This is a genomic window from Adhaeribacter sp. (genome assembly GCF_057359045.1).
The window spans coordinates 1-20806 of the sequence record NZ_JBMQUD010000098.1; the positions used below are offsets into that span (position 1 = coordinate 1).

The 20806-nt window shown below is 43.2% G+C and carries 12 protein-coding genes; 3 read left to right on the top strand and 9 right to left on the bottom strand.

Annotated elements, in window-relative coordinates:
* Positions 1 to 178 precede the first annotated feature (178 nt).
* The 3 genes from ACO1R6_RS15210 to ACO1R6_RS15220 all read right to left on the bottom strand — a co-directional run bounded on the left by ACO1R6_RS15210 (position 179) and on the right by ACO1R6_RS15220 (position 3630).
* The gene (locus ACO1R6_RS15210) at positions 179 to 2644 is read right to left on the bottom strand and encodes a TonB-dependent receptor (RefSeq protein WP_486265785.1); all 2466 of its coding nucleotides are present in this window, start codon (positions 2642 to 2644) and stop codon (positions 179 to 181) included.
* A 336-nt stretch (positions 2645 to 2980) separates the two neighbouring features.
* Positions 2981 to 3169: a hypothetical protein gene (locus ACO1R6_RS15215; protein WP_486265786.1), complete on the bottom strand. Its 189-nt coding sequence runs from the start codon at positions 3167 to 3169 to the stop codon at positions 2981 to 2983.
* A 248-nt stretch (positions 3170 to 3417) separates the two neighbouring features.
* Entirely contained in the window at positions 3418 to 3630 is a 213-nt protein-coding gene (locus tag ACO1R6_RS15220; RefSeq protein ID WP_486265787.1) for a hypothetical protein, read from the bottom strand.
* A 786-nt stretch (positions 3631 to 4416) separates the two neighbouring features.
* On the opposite strand from ACO1R6_RS15220, the gene ACO1R6_RS15225 reads away from it, so the two are divergent.
* From ACO1R6_RS15225 to ACO1R6_RS15235, 3 genes are all read left to right on the top strand, one after another.
* Positions 4417 to 5088: a hypothetical protein gene (locus ACO1R6_RS15225; RefSeq protein ID WP_486265788.1), complete on the top strand. Its 672-nt coding sequence runs from the start codon at positions 4417 to 4419 to the stop codon at positions 5086 to 5088.
* Positions 5089 to 7029: 1941 nt separating this feature from the next.
* A complete protein-coding gene (locus ACO1R6_RS15230) occupies positions 7030 to 9897 on the top strand; it encodes a SusC/RagA family TonB-linked outer membrane protein (RefSeq protein WP_486265789.1) in 2868 nt (955 codons plus the stop codon).
* A gap of 17 nt (positions 9898 to 9914) precedes the next feature.
* Positions 9915 to 11528: a RagB/SusD family nutrient uptake outer membrane protein gene (locus tag ACO1R6_RS15235; protein WP_486265790.1), complete on the top strand. Its 1614-nt coding sequence runs from the start codon at positions 9915 to 9917 to the stop codon at positions 11526 to 11528.
* Between the two features lie 275 nt (positions 11529 to 11803).
* Here the strand turns inward: ACO1R6_RS15235 and leuD are convergent, their stop codons facing one another.
* The 6 genes from leuD to thrA all read right to left on the bottom strand — a co-directional run bounded on the left by leuD (position 11804) and on the right by thrA (position 20429).
* A complete protein-coding gene (gene leuD, locus ACO1R6_RS15240; protein ID WP_486265791.1) occupies positions 11804 to 12430 on the bottom strand; it encodes a 3-isopropylmalate dehydratase small subunit in 627 nt (208 codons plus the stop codon).
* 5 nt (positions 12431 to 12435) lie between these two features.
* A complete protein-coding gene (leuC, locus tag ACO1R6_RS15245) occupies positions 12436 to 13851 on the bottom strand; it encodes a 3-isopropylmalate dehydratase large subunit (protein ID WP_486265792.1) in 1416 nt (471 codons plus the stop codon).
* A 6-nt stretch (positions 13852 to 13857) separates the two neighbouring features.
* Positions 13858 to 15039 carry a 2-isopropylmalate synthase gene (locus ACO1R6_RS15250; protein ID WP_486265793.1) on the bottom strand — a complete coding sequence of 394 codons (1182 nt, stop codon included), beginning with the start codon at positions 15037 to 15039 and terminating at the stop codon, positions 13858 to 13860.
* 111 nt (positions 15040 to 15150) lie between these two features.
* Positions 15151 to 16452 (bottom strand): threonine synthase, encoded by a 1302-nt coding sequence (thrC, locus tag ACO1R6_RS15255; protein ID WP_486265794.1) that lies wholly within the window; start codon positions 16450 to 16452, stop codon positions 15151 to 15153.
* Positions 16453 to 16622: 170 nt separating this feature from the next.
* On the bottom strand, positions 16623 to 17549 hold the full coding sequence (locus ACO1R6_RS15260; protein WP_486265796.1) for a homoserine kinase: 927 nt from the start codon (positions 17547 to 17549) through the stop codon (positions 16623 to 16625).
* A 432-nt stretch (positions 17550 to 17981) separates the two neighbouring features.
* Complete coding sequence (gene thrA, locus ACO1R6_RS15265) at positions 17982 to 20429, bottom strand: bifunctional aspartate kinase/homoserine dehydrogenase I (protein WP_486265797.1); 2448 nt, start codon at positions 20427 to 20429, stop codon at positions 17982 to 17984.
* Between the last annotated feature and the right edge of the window lie 377 nt (positions 20430 to 20806).

The following is a 20806-nucleotide window of genomic DNA, read 5'->3' on the forward strand; positions in this document are numbered from 1 at the left end:
CCAGAAAGCTTATATTTAACAAGGCTGCTAATAAGAAAGCCCCAAACCAGCATAAACCTGATTTGGGGCTTTTTGTTATTAAGTAACAAAAAAATATTTTACATTATTTATTTATGTAAAGAGCTAAAATTCTTTATTCTAAAAATTTGCAACTGACCACTTACTTATAAATATATAGTTAGTCGGGACTCAGGGTTTTGGCTTTGCTTGTTGGGGCATTCTGGTGCAGGCGGTAACTAATGGTAAGGTTTACCTGGCGGCGGCGGGGTTGGTTCTTACTGCTAGTATAAAAAGTAACCCCGTCCAGGTCGGTGCCCCGGTAAATGGCCCGGGTAATGCGGGTGTTAAACAAATCGAGAGCATTGAGGGTAATAGTACCTTTTTTATTCATAAAATCTTTGCTAAGGCCTAAATCCAGGTAATACAAAGCTTTCAGACTGCCCTGAGGTGTTTTTTGCGGCGCTTCGTAATTGCCGCGCAACTGCACATCAATATTTTTGGGGAGCGAAAACCGGGAAGTGTGCCGGGTAAACCAACTGTAGGTATCGGTACTAAAGTTTTCTGCGAAGTTGCTGCCATCTATAATTGAGTGGAAAAAGTTAAAACTCTGATCTAATTTCCACCAGACTACCGGGGTAAAAGAACCGGTAAATTCAGCGCCAAAAGCGTCTTCGGCTTCCAGGTTCTCGGGGCGTAAGTTAGCCACTCCCTGGGTATTTACCCGCCGGATGGTAGCAATACGGCCAATAGAGTGCCGGTAAAACAACGAAGACGAAAGCGAACCTTTATCAAAATATTTAATGTGTCCAAAATCAAAGGCATGGGTAAATTCCGGGTTTAAGTTCGGGTTACCAGTATTTACATTCCGGCTATCGGATAAAGTAGAGTAGGGGCTTAAATCGTTGTAAACGGGGCGCCGCACCCGTCGGCCGTAACTTACTTGCAAAGCGTGCTCTTTGGGTAAATTATAGGTGAAATGCGCACTCGGGAATAAATTGGTGTAACGCCGCGGGTTTACTTCGTTTGTTTCGCGCAGAGTGGTTTTTACATCGGTATGTTCGGCGCGCAAGCCCACCTGGTACGATAGTTTTTTGGTTTTATTACCCAGTATCCCGTAAATGGCGTTAATATTCTCGTCGTAAATAAAATAATTATCAAAGCCGGGTAGCGGGGTTATTACGCCGTTCTCGTCCTGGTTGCCTACTAAGTAATCGTTTACCATATCACGAAAGCTGCTGCGCAAGCCAGCCTCCAGTTTGCCACCTTCGCCAAAAGGCTGCACGTAGTCTACTTGGGTCAGGTATTGTTTTTCGTACTCATCGTTTATCGACCGCTGGTATAAAGACTGAGAAATATCGCGGTTGCCCTCCGGCGAGTACGTGTCTTGGGTATAAATTTGGTCGGAGTTTTCCCAGTAATCTAAAAACCGGAAATCGGCGGTTAGCTCCTGACCGGGGCGGGCAAACGTTTTTTTGTAAGTAAGCGCATACTCGGCATTAACTTCATCTTCGTCTTCGTCTTGTTTGCGTTTGGTATAACTCTGCAGCGATTGGCCAGCCACGTAGTCTTCGTAGCGAATATTCCGGATGCGGTTTACATCGCTCCGCCTAAATAGGTAAGATGCCGTTAGGATGCTGGTTTCGGTAAAGAAGAAATCCAGTCCGCCGCGAATATTGTTGTTAAAACCCTGTAGCTTGGTTTTGTAATTTTGCCTTAAAAAAGAGGCGGTATTATCGGCAAGTAGTTCTTGGTAAAGCGAACCAACACTGGGCGTAATGCGGTAAGCCAAGCCATAGTTTATAAAAAAGTTAACTTTGTTATGGCGATAATTTAGGTTAGCGGCCCCTCCGTAATTGGTAGGCTCGCCGGCAATAACTTCAAAAGAACCATTAAAGCCATTTTTACGCTCTTTTTTTAAAACAATGTTTATAATGCCCGACATACCTTCGGCTTCGTAGCGGGCCGAGGGGTTGGTAATAATTTCTACTTTATCGATTAAACTACCCTGCAATTGTTGTAACCCGCTGCCGCCCTTAAAACTAACCAGGCCCGATGGTTTTCCGTCGATCAAAATCCGGACATTCTCGCTGCCCCGCAGTTTTACGTTGCCTTCGGCATCTACCGAAACCGACGGAATATTGCTTAATATTTCGGTGGCCGAGCCGCCGGCATTGGCTAAATCCTGACCTACATTAAATATTTTTTTATCTAGTGATAATTCCATGCTGCTTTTTTCGGCTTGCACCACCACTTCGTTCAGGGTTTTGGCCGCAGCAGTTTCCAGCTTTAAAGTGCCTAAATTATGGTCTGGTTTATCGTTGGTTAAGTTAAAGATGGGCGATTTTAAAGCTTTGTAACCCATAAATTCTATTAAGGCGTAGAATTCGCCTAAGGGCGCATCTAAAGTAAACTGCCCGGCTTCATTGGTAATATTTCCACTCACTAAACCATTACCGGAGTTTTTAAAAAGCCGCACGGTGGCATAGGGCAGTGGCTGACCGGTTTGGGCATCGAGTATTTTGCCGTTTACCGCCGCTTTTTTATTTGCCTGGGCCACACTTATTAACGGTAATAATAAAAACAGCCCGCAGACCACAGCTGGCAAATATATTTTAAATATTATTTTGGGTAAAGGGTGGGGCATACTTTAAAGCTTTGTGGTGAATGAATGACCGGCATTTGCACAAAAATAAAGGCGCTGCACAAACACGTTGTAAGATAATAATATAAGGTAAATTATTCTTGAAAAAAGCACTTACCAGCTAAAAGGAAAGCGTTAGCCATTAGCTTGGGCATAGCAAATGCAGCAGATAATATTCTTTCCCGATAAAGTATTTAGGATTTTATTTTACCTTAGTAAAAAAGGAGCGAGGCAGTTAAAGTATGTTTAGCGGCGCTTTTTCTCCGGGGTCCAAATGAGAATATATAGTTTAGCGGCCCCGGTAAAAATAGATAAACGGCTTTGCCGATAGCTAAATATTTAATTTTGCTTTTTAGCAGTTTGCATAATCCCGTAAATAACCGGGCTAAAAAAAGCCAGATTTTCCAGAATGCAAGCCATGCTATAAAACTTCTCCGGATTTATTTCGCCATGTTCGGCCATGGCCACCAATAAATTATCTACCGTTTCCTGAATTGTATGGTCAAATTCTTCTTTTGTAAGCTCCATTGCAGAATAATATCATGTCTTTATTTATTAACCGCAATTTCGTTAATTTAATTTCACCGGGTACATGGTTCGGTTAATATTTAGTTAGAACTACAGGCTTAATTGTTTGGCGTAGTTGTTCCTTAATCAATTCTAAATATTTAAAGTATAAACCAGAAGTAAAAGGAATTAGTAGTAGCGTGCAGCCTATAGATAAAAGTTTATAAGCTTAAAGGATGTCACTTTGGGGCAATACTGGTTAAAAGGACCTAAACAATAGTTAAAGTTTGGGGATTTTTGTGTGCGCAATATTTAATAAAAAAGGCATCATCCTTACATAATTCCAGGCCTTTTAAAGAAGCTTCCTGCCAACTGCAAAAATCGCCCAGAATAGTTTCATTCTTAATAATAATGTAACGGCCGCTGTAGCCTTTGTTTAAATCTTCCTGGTTCTGATAGAAAAAGGAAATATCCTTTAACATAGTTTTAATTGGTTTATTTAGTTATTCTCTGCGAACTGCGGAAATTACAATCTTGCGCGGGTAGTGGTTCAATATTGTTTAATAATTACGTATAAGTTGATGTTATTTAAGTATTTACATCGCTATAGGTGTATTGGCTACTGTATATTTATAGATTAGAGTTCGTTCTGGATAAGGCCAGAAGAAATTTGTTTGTAAATAGCTAGTGGCGTAACAATTTATGCTGCTAAATCTAACTACAGGTATAATACCCCGCTTATTTAAATAAAGTGCTGGTTTTGTTAAGCTTTGCCGGAACAGCTATTTGTTACATTAAGGCTGTAGTAACACCTTCAGAAAGTTTATGACAACAAAAGTTAGTTATAACGCGCTTTACTATTCATTAGTAACAAAAAAAGTTGTCTGGAAAAGGGAAGGGCAGAGTTAAGTTGAACCCTAATCTGACGCCTTCCTAAATATTAATCTCTGAAAACAGTTAATATTGATTGCCTTGCTTTGCAAATATTACGGAGGTTAGCAGCAATATATAGTAGTGGTATATAGATAAAATTATATTTTTAAAAGTAAGATTAAATACTTAATTTCTGGTGAGAATTAAGCTAATATTAAAATTTGTTTCGGCTAAAAAGCTACCTTTAAAGAAGGGGTAAGGCTGTTTTAAGGCTTGTATGTATTATTTGAAATGAAAAATAAGTACTTATTCCAGATTAATTTGGTAACCATATTTTCTGGAATATGCGTAAAAGTAGGCTGTTAGTTTTCTTTAAACTTAAATAAATTAAATTTATGAAAAAAGGTTGGATTTCGGCTTTCGCTGCAGCTTTGATGTTCTCATCAACATCCCTTATTGCCGCCTCTACAAATAACCATACAAAAGACTTTGATAAACCAGCACAAACTACCGGCGGAACTACTGCTGGCGGTACATCTGGATCTACAACTAGTGGTTCAACTACAACTGGTTCAACTTCGGGCACTACTGCTGGCCGGGGTACAACCTCCGGCACCACGGCGGGGCGTAGCACTACGGGCACAACTAGCGGCACTACCGCTGGCCGCAGTACTACCGGCACTACCAGTGGCACTACGGCCGGCCGTAGCACTACTGGCACCACAGCCGGTACTACCGCTGGGCGCACTGGCACTACTGCGGGTATGACTACTTCTGGTACCACAGCCGGTACAACCAGAGGTACTACTGCCGGCTCAACCACCGGAACTACAACTGGTACTACCACGGGTACTACTGCCGGCCGCACAGGAACCACTACCGGCACAACGGCTGGTACAACTAGCGGTACTACCGCTGGCCGAACTACTACTGGCACTACTAGTGGCACCAGAGGTACTACCAGCGGAACAACTGCCGGCAGAACCACAGTGGGTACTACTAGTGGCACAACCAGCGGGACTACTGGTGGCGGTTCAACTAGCGGTACTACAACCGGTGGGAGATAATCTGAAACCTGATAAAATAAAAAGGGCAACCAGGCAAGCTGGTTGCCTTTTTTATTTTATCAATATTTTAAGAAAAGCCACTACGGGTTCTGGTAACTAACTTTCTTGCATAAATCCTTAATGCCACCTGTAGCAGCAGCTCTGCTTTCTGTAGTATTGCCCGGGGCAGGATGCTTTTGCTTAAGCTCTTAACTATTTGACTGTTGTTTAAGCGTAATTATTCTTTCTTTCTTTCTCAATTAATATTTCTATAATATTTCTTCCAGTATAAAATTATTCGCTACTTGGTTTTGCAGCCCGATAATAGCTGTTTATTTAAATGGCTAAACCTTGTCCTGCTAACCGATAGTACCAATTCAGGCACTCCACCGGCTGAACAACCACTAGCGGTACCACTACTGGCGGCACAAGATTGGGCGGAACCACTTCAGGTGGTACTGCTACCGGAGGAACAACTGGTGGTGGCGGTTCAAGCGGTGCTTACTAGTTTTAATAATTTCGTAAGGGATAAAAGACAGTCTTTAATATAAAGGCTGCTTTTTTGTTTTCTTTACCTGGTATTAAGAACTTCTTACATCCAAGAGTTAATCAATACCATCGTTCATAGACTGGTACTTAAGTTCAGTAGAGAGCTATGGGCGGTCCGGGGGCGGTGGTTTTGAATATGTCTGGATCAATTTATCCTAAGGTTCATTCTAGCCACTTTGTAGCGGCAAGGTGTGCCTTGAATTGAATTTCTTGCCCTCTGCCGGAGTAAGATAATGAACCGGCAAAACCGTGTTGTACCCACACCCGGACAATCCCTGGCATCTGCTTCCTGATCGCTGAGCTGTCTTTTGCACTAAAATAATATTAAGCAGAGTGGCAGAATATCTTCGGCTTACAAGCCTTTGTAATGGAAACGTAGTATTAATCGGTTAGCTATTAGGTAAGTCCCATAACTGAAATTTCTTCAGAGTTTTTTTAGGTCCGCTAAACGTAAGTTAGTCTCGTTAAAGTTCAGGTTTGCCACCTGTTACTTAAGCATAAAGTTCTCCTCCTCCAGTTAATAAAATTACGTAGTTCGGACAGTCCTAATCCATCTTATTTTTCAATTGCAGAAGGTGGTCTCTGAACTATCTATTTCCCTGCATACTTCTGATTTCTTAATTCCTATCTCAAATTGCTCGATGGCGCAGCTATTTGCTTCTATGTGAATTTTGATCTTTTTACGGCATTTTGGTTTGCTTTAGTGCGACAACTTGCCTGTTCGCTTTACTTATTTATGAATAGGTTAGATTTTAGGACATGTTAAAAATATTCGTGGAATAAAAGGCTACATTCTTATAATATAGATGCTTACTTTTAAAAAAAAATAGATAAAGTTTTTTTAATTAAATTAAAAACTAACATATTTAAGCATATTTAACTCAATTGCTAAGGCATCTTTATGTCTTATCTTAAATTATGAATAAAAGAAAGCCAATTATTATTTAATGTTATCAAGAGCATACATTGTTATCCAGTTCAATTCTAGTGGAAATGCATAGAATAATCCTTAGAAGATTTTGGTAAAAGCATCTGTTCTTTTACAGGTGATAGTTTGTACTGTTCTTGATATTCCCTTTTTGAGGCACTAAACAGCAAAAGAACCTTTGGGAACTTACCCATTAAAGAAGCTTAAGAAAAAATAGAAAAATACATAGTAAACAAACTATGTTTTAGTTATTGTACTTTTTTAATAAAAATAAAAGCACTTTAAAGCAGCCTCATTTTAAAAAAGCCCTGAACACATGAAAAGAAAGGAGGATTATAGTTAAAAATAGACATGCAAACAGACTCTTAAAGAATTGATATTATAACTGTGACAATATTATTAAGGGATATGAGCAGTTGATTTTAAAACCTATAATTTGAAGAAAGATGTATAATCTTAAGTTTATATTTTTACTGACATTTTTATTGTCAGCATTTTCTTTACACGCCCAACACAAAACAATTACGGGTACTGTTAAAGATGTGCAGGGAACGCCACTTCCGGCAGTTTCTGTTTTGGTTAAAGGCTCGAATGTAGGAGCTATTACGGATAATGCGGGTGCCTTTCAGATTAATACGGAAGGAGATGTAACCTTAATGTTTAGCTATACAGGCTTTAATAGCCAGGAAGTAAGTACAAAAGGTAAAACCAGTATTAATATAGTATTAGAGGAAAAGAGTGTTGGTTTAAACGAGGTAGTTATCGTTGGGTATAACGAGGTAGAAAGAAAGCACCTTGCCTCTTCTATATCTGTTTTAGACGTGGAAAAGGTAAAAACACGTCCGGTGGCAAAATTAGAAGAAGCTTTTAGCGGTACTATTGCGGGTGTTACCATGACCCAGGGCAATAACTTACCCGGAAGCGTTCCGGGATCTATTTCCATCCGGGGTATCAGTACACTTCAGAATGCTTCACCACTGGTAATCGTTGATGGTATGGAGCAGTCGCTGACCGATATCGACCCCAACCAGATTAAAAGCATTACGGTACTAAAAGATGCGGCTTCTGCCTCTATGTATGGCTCACGCGGTGCCAACGGTGTAATTATCATTGAAACCAATCGGGGTACAACTACCCAGTTTAAAGTAGATTTGCATTCCTGGGCTGCCATTAGCAAACCAATAGATTTACCAAACCTGGTAGGTTCGGCCGATTATATGCGCCTCAACAATGAGGCAAGATCGATGCAGGGACAAACACAGCTCTACACCGAGGAAGACATCACCAAAGCCAGCCAAGGATTAACCCCTAATACCGATTGGTTAGGTGAGGTTATGGAAAGACAGGCGTACTCCCACAATACGGCGGCTAATATTTCAGGCGGTGGCGGTGTGGGTACTTTCAGTTTAATGGTTGGCTACTTAGAAGAAAATGGGTTAAACAACTTCGAGGGTACCAATAAATTCAGCACCCGGTTTAACACCAATATTAATATTGCGGATAAATTTGTTTTACTGGCCGATTTCTATGCACATCGCTTACAAGTAAACCGGTTAAATGCAAATAACGATGGGCACGGATTATACCAGATTGCCCAGAGAATGAATCCTACCCAAAGCGTTTTCTACGAATCTGACCGGCAAGATCATTACATCCTGCATAATAACATGAACCCTGTCGCTTCTATCAACCACGGTGGGTCCTGGAATGCACTGCACGACCGGAGTTCCATTAACTTAAGACCAAGCTACTTTATTAACAACAACCTGCGTATTGATGGTAATGTTTCTTATGTAATCAATAAATCGGCAAATAAATCTAAAAGAGAAACCTTTAAATTTTTTGATGGCGATGGAAAACCCGTTACTACCTGGGGCAATGCCGTTGCCGCTGAACAAGGGGTAAGTTCGGGTCAGATTACGGCCCGTGCCAATATTAATTACGAGCGCGACCTGCGGGGCGCAAAAGACAAACTCTACCTGGTAGCTGGTTCTGAAGTAATGAACTATAACTACACCGACTACCGCGAGGTAACCAAAGCCTCGTTTTTTTCTAAGCTTAACTATTCATTTGATGAGCGCTACCTGATAGAGGTTACCGGCCGCCGGGATGGCAGCAGTAAATTTTCTCCGGGACACCGCTGGGGTTTCTTCCCCTCTGGTGCCATTGCCTGGAATGCGCATAATGAAAAGTTCTTGGCCGGTCTGAAAAAGAGTGGTATTGTAGATAACCTGAAATTCCGCTACTCTTATGGTTTAATTGGTAATGAAAACGTAGACCCTTACCTGTGGCAGGAAGTGGTAAACACCTGGGGTTGGACCATGCGGGTTCCTAATCCGTTATTCTCATGGGAAAAACAAAAGCAATCTAACTTAGGGGTTGAATTTACCACTTTAAAAAACAAACTGAACCTAACCGCTGAAGTGTATAACAAGCACTCCTATGACCTGATTTATTCTGATTTCCCGGTACCTCCCCTTACCGGATCGTACTACCTAACCTCCTCCATTAACATTGGGGAAGTAGAAAATAAAGGCTGGGAAGTTTCTGCCAACTGGAGTGATAAAATAGGTAAATTATCTTATAGCATTGGCGGGATGCTTTTTGACAACACCAACCGGGTATTAAAAGCAGGTTACACTACGTCAGACACGTTAATCTTTAAAGACAACAACGACAAGCTTTGGTACCGCGGCATTGCCATTGATAACTACTTTGGCTACCAGAGCAACGGCTATTTTAGAGATAAAGAAGATGTTAATGCAACCTCTGCCAAATTACCTAACACCCTTCCGGGCGATATCAAATACGTAGATCAAAACGGCGACGGTGTTATCAATGATCGGGACAAAGTTAATCTGGGAGACCCCTTCCCACATTTAAATTACTCGGTTAACATGAATTTAAGTTATAAAGGTTTTGATTTCAGCGTACTGGGCCAAGGTGTTGGTAAGCGCACCGGCCGCTTGGGCGGCATGGAAGGCTATCCTATCTTAGTAGATGGAACAAACAATAACTTGGGTGTTCCGCGGGTAGAATATATGCAAAACCGGTGGACCCCTGAAAACCAGAACAGCCGCTTCCCACGGGTTTGGACAGGTACCAGTCCCAATGCCGTTTTAAGCGATGTTTGGTTAAGTGATGCCTCTTTCTTCCGGATCAAAATGCTTCAATTGGGCTATACCATACCAAAACTGGGCAATAACATTAAAAACGTTCGGGTATATATCAATGCGCAGGATGCTTTCACCTTTACCAAATGGGAAGGTCTTGAGCCAGAAAGAAACGGTGGTAATGGTAATTACCCCAGAATGGCCGTCTTTAGTTTAGGTGTAAGAGGATTGATATTCTAAAAAGAAAATTAACAGAAATGAGAAAGTTAAATATAAAGAAATTATGCGTAGTCCTGTCCTTGTCAGTGGGCTTGGTAGGGTGCGAAAGCTGGCTGGATAAAACCGACCCTACCGCCACATCGTTTGTTGAATTCTTTAATACCGAAGAGGACCTGCGCCGCGTGGTGTACAGCAGTTATGTAGATGTGTTCACAACTGCTAATAACCATCAAATGATGTTTTATATGCGAGATGGCAAATCTGATAATGCTTATAGCCGCGTAGAAGGCCATCATCATCAGCAAATAGCCAACGGAAACATTAACAGCAATACCCCCGCCTTCTTGTTTTATTATGAACTGCACATGAAGCACTTAGGTAGGTTAAATACCTTTATTGCTAATGCTGATGTGCCTTATGTACAAGATGAAGCTATCCGGACTAAATACAAAAACATACTGGAGGCATTACGGATCTGGCATTACTTTGAATTAACCTTCCGCTGGGGAGATGTGCCGTTTTTTTTGCAACCTGCTAGTTTAGCCGAGGCCACACAGCCGGCAAAACCCAAAGAGGAGATATTGAATATTTTATTCCCATTAGCGGAGGAAGTTGCAAATAAGCTGCCGGAAGACGAGTATACGACTGACAAGTACATGTTTAACCGCAATTCTCTGAAGGCTTTAACCATGCGGTATGCACTTTACAATGGCCGTTATGAACTGGCAGCCAAGTTGGCTAAAGAAATAATGGACAGTAAAAAGTACTCTTTGCATCCTAAGTATGGTGATTTGTTTCAGTACGTGGCCGACGCCAATAACAAGGAGTTCATCATGCACTTTAACAAGGAAAGCCGGAGTAATGCCGCCAGCAATTCCTTCCGGGATTTAGGGCCGCATTTCAGAACAGGTAACGGGCAGTCTTACATTGTTCCTGTAAAATCTTTAGTTGATTCTTACTGGACTTTACAAGGGCACAGCATTGACAACAGCCCGCTTCATACAAAAGAAGAGTATGAACTAAATCCTAATCTGAACCGTGATCCGCGTTATGCCGCGTCTATTATGGGCCATGGAAATGTCTTTTCCGGCGAAGTGATTAATATTTATAACCAAAGCAGCCCTATGTATTATCAGAATCTACGGGCAAGTAAATCAGGCTATTGGTTTAGAAAATTTGTTTCCGATGCCGATGCTTTCAGGTCGGGTGGTAATATGGATTTCCCGCTTTTGCGTTATGCAGAAGTATTATTAACCTATGCGGAAGCAAAAATCATGATGAATGATGTGGATAATTTAGCAAAAAGCTGCATCAACCAGGTGCGGCAGCGTGCCGGCCTGGACATGAAATTTGCGGATGTGACTTTATCTCCATACACTGGTTATAATCAGCAGCAATGGCTTGATTTAATCCGAAATGAAAGAAGGATTGAGTTAGCCGGAGAAGGCCTGCGCTATGACGACATCATCAGGTGGAAAATAGCAGAGGATGTGTTAAACAAACCCGCCTTAGGACACACCACGAAGGTGAATGGAGAGCTTGTTTCCTTAAAAATTGAAGACCGCTCATTCCAGCCCCATAATTATTTATGGCCATTTCATGCCAATAGCTTAAGGGTGGAACCAGGGTTAACACAGAACCCGGGTTACTAGAAATTAACCGAATGTAAAAGGGCTGCTATCATAAAGATAGCAGCCCTTTCTTTTTAACCATAAAATGTAAAAAGTGATTAATACCAGCTAGTATTTAGATTATTTCATAAAAATGAAATGGACAAAGTATCTAATAAAAGTATTTAATCCATCACGGTTGTTCTAGAAAATATTCTATCAATATTACCTATATACAATATACTGTAAAATGGAATAGAACAAAAAAAGCCAGTTCATCTGAACTGGCTTTTCTATCTATAATATATTCTTAAAAATTAAGCTTCAATTTCCTGCTCCTGATTAACTAAGCTCAAATATTTGCTGGTTTTCTCGTAAGCTTCAATCTTATCTTTCAGGGCTAATAAATAATCAATATCGTCGTAGCCGTTAATTAAGCAAGTCTTTTTGTACTGGTTAATTTCGAACTTTTCCGAAATATTGGTACCCGCAATGGTTACGGTTTGGGCTTCCAGATCTACTTCTAATTGCGTGTTTTTATCGGCAAAAATATGCTCGAATACGGTGGCTAAGAATGATTCGGAAACTTGTACCGGCAGTAAACCATTATTCAGGGCGTTGCCTTTAAAAATATCGGCGAAGAAGCTGGAAATAACTACTTTAAAACCATAATCGGCAATGGCCCAGGCAGCGTGCTCGCGGCTGGAACCGCAACCAAAGTTTTTACCGGCTACTAATATTTGCCCGCTATAGTTGGGGTTGTTCAGGATAAAATCCGGCTTAGGATTATTCTGGTTATCATAACGCCAGTCGCGGAAGAGGTTATCGCCGAAGCCATCGCGGGTAGTGGCTTTCAGGAAACGCGCCGGAATAATCTGGTCGGTATCAATATCTTCGATGGGTAACGGAACGGCCGTTGCGGTTATCTTTACAAATTTTTCCATTTGGGCTAAGCGTTTAAAAGTTCACGAACATCGGTTATTTTGCCGGTAATGGCAGTGGCCGCAGCCGTTAACGGACTTACCAGCATGGTGCGGGCGCCTGGTCCCTGGCGGCCTTCAAAATTCCGGTTAGACGTGGAAACACAATATTCGCCTTTGGGCACTTTGTCTTCGTTCATGCCCAAACAAGCCGAGCAACCGGGTTCGCGCAGTTCAAAACCAGCTTCCAGTAATATTTTGTCCAGACCTTCGGCAATGGCTTGTTTTTCTACTTGTTTCGAGCCCGGTACAATCATGGCGTTTACGTTGGGTGCTTTGCGCTTGCCTTTTACAAAATCGGCTACCAAGCGTAAATCTTCGATGCGGGAATTGGTGCAGGAACCAATAAACACGTAATTAACCGGTTTATCAATTAAGGTGTCGCCGGCATTAAAGCCCATGTACGCCAAAGACTTTTCGAAAGAAGCTTTACCGCTTTCTTCTTTTAAATCTTCTATTGTTGGGATATGCTCGTTAATTTTAATACCCATACCAGGGTTAGTACCGTAGGTAATCATCGGGGTAATGTCGGCGGCATCGTAGGTATATTCTACATCAAAGGTAGCGCCTTCGTCGGTAAAGAGGGTGCGCCAGTAAGCTACTGCTTCTGCAAATTTTTCGCCTTTAGGGGCAAATTCGCGGCCCTTAATGTAATCAAACGTAATATCGTCGGGGGCAATTAAGCCTCCGCGGGCACCCATCTCAATGCTCATGTTGCAGATGGTCATGCGGGCTTCCATGCTCAGGCTACGGATGGCCGAACCGGCGTACTCCACAAAGTAACCGGTAGCGCCGCCCATCGAGATTTTAGAAATAATATACAGAATAATATCTTTCGATAATACGCCGGGGTGCAAATCGCCTTCGATATTGATGCGCATGGTTTTGGGCTTGCTCTGCATTAAGCATTGCGTAGCCATAACCTGCTCTACTTCAGAAGTACCAATACCAAAAGCAATAGTGCCAAATGCGCCGTGGGTAGAGGTATGGCTGTCGCCGCACACAATGGTCATGCCGGGTAAGGTTACGCCCAGTTCCGGCCCGATTACGTGTACAATGCCCTGAAAAGGGTGACCCAGGCCATATAGCTCAATGCCAAATTTCTCGCAGTTTTCGGTAAGTTTATCTACCTGAAACCGGGAGAGTGGTTCGGCAATAGGCAAATGCTGATCTTTGGTAGGTACGTTGTGGTCGGCGGTAGCCAGTATGTTCTGGGTCCGGAATACGCCGATACCGCGTTTTTCTAAGCCCGCAAAAGCTTGCGGACTGGTTACTTCGTGAATCAAGTGGCGGTCGATGTACAATACATCCGGACCATCTTCAATGCTGGTTACCACGTGGGCATCCCAAATTTTCTTAAATAATGTTTTCTTATCGGATTCCATTCTGAATTAAGCTTTTATACCGGCCTTCTCCTTTTTTATCTCAATTTTTTGGTAAAGTTCAGCTAAGTGTTCGTCGTTTACTACCTTTACTTCATCTGCTAACACCAGGTAGTCTTTATAAATTTCATTCAGCTCTTCTTTTGAAATAAAATAGCCCAGGTTTTCCATGCGGTGTTTCAGGGCGGCGCGGCCACTACGGGCAGTTAATACAATTTTAGAGTTATCTACCCCAACATCATGTGGGTCGATTACTTCGTAAGTTTCGCGGTGTTTCAGGAAGCCGTCCTGGTGAATACCCGACGAGTGCGCAAACGCATTGTCGCCGACAATGGCTTTGTTCGGTTGCACCCGCATGCGCATTAACCGCGATACCAACCGGCTAACCGGGTAAATACGCTTTGAGTTAACCCCAGTGCTTAGGTTAAGCTCTTTGTGGCTTTGCATAATCATGACCACTTCTTCCAAAGAGGTATTGCCGGCGCGTTCGCCAATGCCATTAATGGTACACTCAATCTGGCGGGCACCATTCATAACCCCAGCTACGGAGTTGGCGGTAGCCAAGCCTAAATCGTTGTGGCAATGCACCGAAATAATAGCTTTGTCGATATTTTTAACGTTTTCTTTCAGGTATTTAATTTTCTGGCCGTAATCCCAGGGTAAGGTATAACCGGTCGTATCGGGTATATTTACCACGGTAGCGCCGGCGGCAATTACGGCTTCCACCATTTGAGCCAGGAAAGGCAAATCGGCGCGGCCGGCATCTTCGGCGTAAAATTCAATGTCTTCTACAAACTGCTTGGCATATTGCACAGCCCAAACGCCCCGCTCCAGTACTTCTTCGCGGGTTGAGTTAAATTTATACTGAATGTGCATATCCGATGCCCCAATACCGGTATGAATGCGTTTGCGCTTGGCAAATTTTAAAGAATCAACGGCAACATCAATATCTTCTTTGCGGGCCCGGGTAAGGGCGCAAATTACGGGCTCCGAAATGGCTTTGGAAATTTCTACAATAGAAGTAAAATCGCCGGGGCTGGAAATAGGAAAACCGGCTTCGATAATATCTACCCCTAGTTCTTCCAGGGCCAGAGCTACCTCTATTTTTTCGCGGGTATTCAACTGGCAGCCGGGAACCTGTTCGCCGTCGCGCAGCGTGGTATCAAAGATATAGACCTTATCGTTGTTCATGATGATAGGTATAAAGATTAAAAATTTAAAGTATTAAATAAAGATATTTTTACAAGTTAGGAACTCTTGCATTAATTGTAAACAGAAATCTGTTTTTTTTAATTTGTGTACCTAAACGCGACTCAGAATAAATTCTTTTAGGTCGTTGTAATTTTGGCTCATTTTTACCGATTCTTTTGGCCGGTGCAGCAGTTGTGCTAAATTTTCGGGTACTTCTATTTTCCGGCCAATCGTTTCTTCAACAATGTCGATAAATTTGGCAGGGTGCGCTGTTTCCAGGAAAATACCGGTTAGGTTGGGTTTGTCTTTTAAGTAATCGCGGAGGGCACCATAGCCAATAGCGCCGTGCGGATCCAGCATGTAGTTGTATTGCTGGTAAACTTCCTGCATGAGCTGGCGGGTTTCGTCGTCGGAGAACCGGTAACCAATTACTTCTTCCCGCATTTTTTCCAGGGAGTTGCCGTACATATCCATCAGGCGGGCAAAATTGCTGGGATTACCCACGTCCATGGCGTTGGAAATGGTATGCTCCGACGGGCGCGGCAAATAATGGCCGGTGTGCAAATATTCCGGTACAATATCGTTGCGGTTGGTAGCGGCCAAAAATTTATACACCGGTAAGCCCATACGTTTGGCCAGCAAACCGCCGGTAATATTGCCAAAGTTACCGCTTGGCGTCGAGAAAACGACTTCTTGCCCCTTCTCTTTTACCTGCGCGTAGGCGTAGTAGTAATAAAAAGATTGCGGAATAAGTCTGGCAATATTAATAGAGTTAGCCGAGGTGAGTTGCAGTTTCTGGTTCAGGTCTTTGTCCAGGAAAGCTTTTTTTACGAGGTACTGGCAATCGTCGAAGGTGCCGTCTATTTCTAAAGCTGTAATATTCTGGCCCAACGTGGTTAACTGTTTTTCCTGGATATCGCTTACTTTGCCGCTGGGGTACAAGATAACCACGTTAATACCCGGTACGCCCAAAAAGCCATTGGCTACCGCGCTGCCGGTATCGCCGGAGGTGGCTACCAGTACGGTAAGTTGTTTCTGGCTGCCTTGGGTAAAGTGGGCCAGCAAACGCGCCATAAAGCGGGCACCTACATCTTTAAAAGCCGAGGTAGGACCATGAAATAATTCCAGGGAATAAATATTGTCGTGCACCTTAACCACCGGAATATCAAAGTTCAGGCTGTCTTCCACAATATTCCGCAAATCTTCCCGGCTAATTTCATCTTTCAGCAGCGTTGCAGCTACTTCCAGCGCAATTTCGGGTAAGGTTAAGTTCTGAATATTCTGGAAAAAAGAAGTTGGTAATTGCGGTATATGGGTAGGCATAAACAAGCCATTGTCGTCGGCCAAACCTTTTACTACGGCCTCTTTCAGGCTTACTACCGGGGTTTGTTTATTCGTGCTGTAAAAAGACATTTTTAGTTGTAAGTTGTTAGCTATTAGTCTTTAGTTTTTATGGTAAAACAGGAAAAAAAATAACTAAGGTTATCTATTTTTAATTTCTTATTAGCGACTGCTACTCGCTTTAATCCTGATTATTTGTAAACCAGTTGTGAGCATTTTAACTAACAACTAATTACTGAAATCTACAAAATTCTGGGCCCTTGCTTGTTTATTTTACACACATAACTGTGGTTTTCAATTTCAAATTTGCTGAACGTGTCGGTCATGGCCAGGGCTACTTGCTGGGCGGTTTCTAAGGAACTGCTCAGGGCAAACATAGACGGGCCCGAACCCGAAATGCTGGCGCCTAAAGCCCCGTGGGCCAGTGCTGCTTCCTTTACCTGGTCGAAACCCGGAATTAAGGTAGAGCGGATTGGCTCAATAATTACATCTTTTAACGAACGGCCAATCAGGCCATAATCGCCTTTCATTAAACCAGCAATCAGGCCGGCAATGTTGCCCCATTGGGTTACGGCGTCTTTCAGGGTAATGCCTTTCTTTAATATTTTACGGGCATCTTCGGTTTTTACCTCAATTTGCGGGTGAATAATGGTGCAGTGCAGCTCTTGGGGGTAAGGAATCTGGATTATGTCCAGTGGGTTGTAGCTGCGCACCAGCACGAAACCACCCAAAATGGCCGGCGCTACGTTATCGGCGTGGGCAACGCCAGCGGCGGCTTTTTCGCCTTGCATGGCAAATTGCACCAAATCGGCTTGTGCCAGAGGCCGGCCCAGTAATTCGTTTACCGCAAAAACACTGGCGGCCGCACTCGCCGAGCTGGAACCAATACCGCTGCCGGGTTTTATTTTGGAGTGAAAAGTGATTTCAAAGCCCTGATCGGAGTTGATATGCTCCAAATAAGCTTTTAGGGAAACAACGGCCGTATTCTTGTTCGGGTCGCTCGGGAAAACCGTATCCGGGGTTTTGTTGATGACGGTAAAGCCCGGTTCATTGCGCGGACGTACTTCTATTTCGTCGCCGGGGTTTTCGAGGGCAAAGCCCAGTACATCAAAACCACAGGCCACATTGGCTACCGTTGCCGGCGAAAATACTCTGATACTTTCTTTCATTTATTTATGCCAGAAGGTTGTGCTTCTGGTTTATATTTTTGTTCTGGGGATAAAACAACCACCCCCAACCCCTCCTAAACTTAGGAGGGGAGCAAGATTACGCTTTCGGCTGCAATAGGATATTTCCCATTGCGTTTATTCTGCATTTCTGGCGCGAGCGCCCCACTCGTGCCTTGTATTTAACTGGCCTCCGGCCAATTTTATCTTAAAATTCATCGGCCAGAGGCCGGCGGGAAATAGACACGAGCGGGACGCTCGCGCCAGCAGACATAATGAGCAATATTAAAAATTTACCATCTCCAGTACATCTACCTTAAATTAACTTGTAGCTAATTACCAGTTAGACCAACTCCCCGCCTTAGCTAAGGAAGGGTGGGAGTGGTTGGATTTTAACCCCTCCAGAACTAACCACTAACCACTAATAACTAATAACTAATTCGCAATTCGGATAATATCGGCAAATACTCCGGCCGCCGTAACTTCGGCACCGGCCCCCGAGCCTTTAATAATCAGGGGTTGTACTTTGTAGCGCTCGGTGGTAAATAAAATAATATTATCGCTACCGGCTACCGAATAAAACGGATGGCCTTTTTCTATTTCGCGTAGTTCTATGCGGGCTTTGCCGGCTTCCCAGGAGGCAATTAAACGATAGCCTTTGCCTTGTTTTTCCAGTTCGGCGCGTTGGGCTTCAAAGGTATCTTCGTAAGCCCGCAGGTTTGCCCAGAATTCATCCATAGGGCCATCTTGCAGGCAGTTGGCCGGTAAAAATGGTTTAATGGCTACATCTTCCAGTTCCAGGTTTTCGCCGGTTTCGCGGGCCAGAATTAATATTTTCCGGGCTACATCTTTACCACTTAAATCTATGCGCGGGTCAGGTTCGGCGTAACCCAGATCCATGGCTTCCTGCACTACGGTACTGAGTTTTTTCTCGGCACTTACCGTGTTAAACAAATAATTCATGGTGCCAGAAAATATTCCTTCAATTTTTAACACGGTGTCGCCGCTGCGGATTAAATCGTTTAGGGTGCTAATAATAGGCAAGCCGGCGCCTACGTTGGTTTCGAACAAAAACTTTACACCGCGTTTGGCAGCTAATGCTTTTAATTGCCGGTAATTATGGTAATTGCCCGAAGCTGCAATTTTATTAGGCGTAACAATAGATATACTTTTATCGAGCAATGTCTGGTACACGGCGGCTACCTCGGCACTGGCGGTAGAGTCAACAAAAATGGTATTGGGCAGGTTAAGCTCCAGCATTTTGTTCACAAATATATCAATGCTGGAGGCTTCGGTCGAGTTTTTAAGCGCTTCCTGACACGAATCCAGCGGAATACCGGCTTCATTAAACAAATAATTACGGGAATTGGATAAGCCCACTAACCGCAAGGCAATATTATGGGCCTTGTATAAATTGGCTGCCTGGCTACTGATTTGGTTTAATAAAGTAGCGCCCACGGTGCCGGTGCCCACCACAAATAAATGCAGGGTTTTGGTTTCGGACAGGAAAAATGCCTCGTGCAAGGTATTCAGGGCTTTTTCTTCGTCTTTCTTCTGAATTACGCAAGAGATATTAAGCTCTGAGGTTCCCTGTGCAATGGCGCTGATATTGATGCCGTTGCGGCCCAAGGCGCTGAACAGTTTACCCGCAATACCCGGCGAGTTTCGCATATTAGAGCCTACTAAAGCTACAATGGCCAAATCGCTTTCCAGTTGTACCTGATCCACAATGCCGGCTTTCATTTCTAAAGTAAATTCTTCTTCTACGGCCTGCTGCGCCCGGATAGCATCTTTTTGGTTAATGCCCACACTAATAGAGTGCTCCGATGAAGCTTGGGTAATTAATATTACGTTTACGCCTTTGCGGCCCAAAGCCCCAAAAAAGCGCATGGCAACGCCGGTAGCACCCACCATGCCGCTGCCCGATATCGTGAGCAAAGTAATATTTTCGATAGAAGAAATACCTTTTACCGGCGCCTCGCTGCGGCGGGGCTGGTGGGTAATAACCGTGCCATGCGCAGTAGGCACAAAAGTATTTTTCAGCCGGATAGGAATATGCTTGCTTAACGCCGGTTGGATGGTAGGCGGATAAATAATTTTAGCTCCAAAGTAAGAAAGCTCCAATGCTTCTTCGTACGACATTTCGTCGATGGGAATGGCATTCTTTACCCGGCGCGGATCGGCGGTCATCATGCCGCTCACATCGGTCCAGATTTCCAGGTCAGAGGCATCAATGGCAGCGGCAATTATGGCGGCGGTATAATCTGAGCCCCCGCGCCCTAAAGTGGTGGTAGTGCCGTTATCGGTAGTGGAGATAAAACCCGGTACCACTGCCAGAGACTCGCCGTTGCCGTTAAAATATTGCTGAATATTGGCGTTGGTCAGTTCAAAATTTACCCGGGCGTTACCAAAATTGTTATCGGTAATAATAAAGTTCCGGTAATCTACGGCCGTAGCCGGTAAGCCATTTTCTTTAAACGCTTCGGCCACAATATACGACGACAGCCGTTCGCCGAAACTCAAGATAAAATCCAGGGTTTTGGGGCTGAGCTCTTTTACCAGGAAAACACCCTGCATAATATCTTCGAGCTCATTTAATATAAATTTAACGTTGGCTACAATGGAGCTCTGGCGTTTGGCATGAATCAGCTCTTTAATAGCCGCTAAATGCCGTTCTTCTATTTTAACCAATGCCTCTTTAAAAGTATCGTCGCCGCGCTCGGCCAGCCGGCTGGTATGCAGCAGGTGGTCGGTAAGGCCGCCAAACGCCGATACTACTACGGCCAGTTGTTTTATAGAAGCATGCGACCGTACAATTTCCAGGACTTTTAAAATATTTTCGGGGGTGCTTACCGAAGAACCGCCAAATTTAAGAACTACCATGTATAATAATTTTGTATGTTGCTGTAAGCTATCGGCTTTATTTTTTTGCCACGGGCAAATTTAAAAGCTAATATTTTACCACCGTTGTAGTTGTTGTAAATAAATTATGCAAGCGCCCATTAACAAAAATCTAAAACCAAGACGGTTAATTGCCTCTATATTTTTAATTTTTTAAAATAATAGGCCCACCGGCTAAAGCAGTGGATTTGCGGGTGCCAATATGAAAAATTACCTTTGAAATTAAAATTTATATTTTGTTTTGTTCTAAATAATTAATTACTTAGCGCCCCAATTTAAAGCATTTACCGAGCCAACCGGAACATGAACTTTCGCAGCGTCATTCTAAGCCGAATTATTTTTAGCGTCATTATTGATGC

What these genes read in the sequence shown, in the direction of transcription:
- ACO1R6_RS15250 (WP_486265793.1), bottom strand. Translation starts at nt 15,039, where the DNA reads ATGAACAACGATAAGGTCTATATCTTTGATACCACGCTGCGCGACGGC.
- leuC (WP_486265792.1), bottom strand. Translation starts at nt 13,851, where the DNA reads ATGGAATCCGATAAGAAAACATTATTTAAGAAAATTTGGGATGCCCAC.
- thrA (WP_486265797.1), bottom strand. Translation starts at nt 20,429, where the DNA reads ATGGTAGTTCTTAAATTTGGCGGTTCTTCGGTAAGCACCCCCGAAAAT.
- ACO1R6_RS15220 (WP_486265787.1), bottom strand. Translation starts at nt 3,630, where the DNA reads ATGTTAAAGGATATTTCCTTTTTCTATCAGAACCAGGAAGATTTAAAC.
- ACO1R6_RS15215 (WP_486265786.1), bottom strand. Translation starts at nt 3,169, where the DNA reads ATGGAGCTTACAAAAGAAGAATTTGACCATACAATTCAGGAAACGGTA.
- ACO1R6_RS15235 (WP_486265790.1), top strand. Translation starts at nt 9,915, where the DNA reads ATGAGAAAGTTAAATATAAAGAAATTATGCGTAGTCCTGTCCTTGTCA.
- ACO1R6_RS15210 (WP_486265785.1), bottom strand. Translation starts at nt 2,644, where the DNA reads ATGCCCCACCCTTTACCCAAAATAATATTTAAAATATATTTGCCAGCT.
- ACO1R6_RS15225 (WP_486265788.1), top strand. Translation starts at nt 4,417, where the DNA reads ATGAAAAAAGGTTGGATTTCGGCTTTCGCTGCAGCTTTGATGTTCTCA.
- leuD (WP_486265791.1), bottom strand. Translation starts at nt 12,430, where the DNA reads ATGGAAAAATTTGTAAAGATAACCGCAACGGCCGTTCCGTTACCCATC.
- ACO1R6_RS15260 (WP_486265796.1), bottom strand. Translation starts at nt 17,549, where the DNA reads ATGAAAGAAAGTATCAGAGTATTTTCGCCGGCAACGGTAGCCAATGTG.
- thrC (WP_486265794.1), bottom strand. Translation starts at nt 16,452, where the DNA reads ATGTCTTTTTACAGCACGAATAAACAAACCCCGGTAGTAAGCCTGAAA.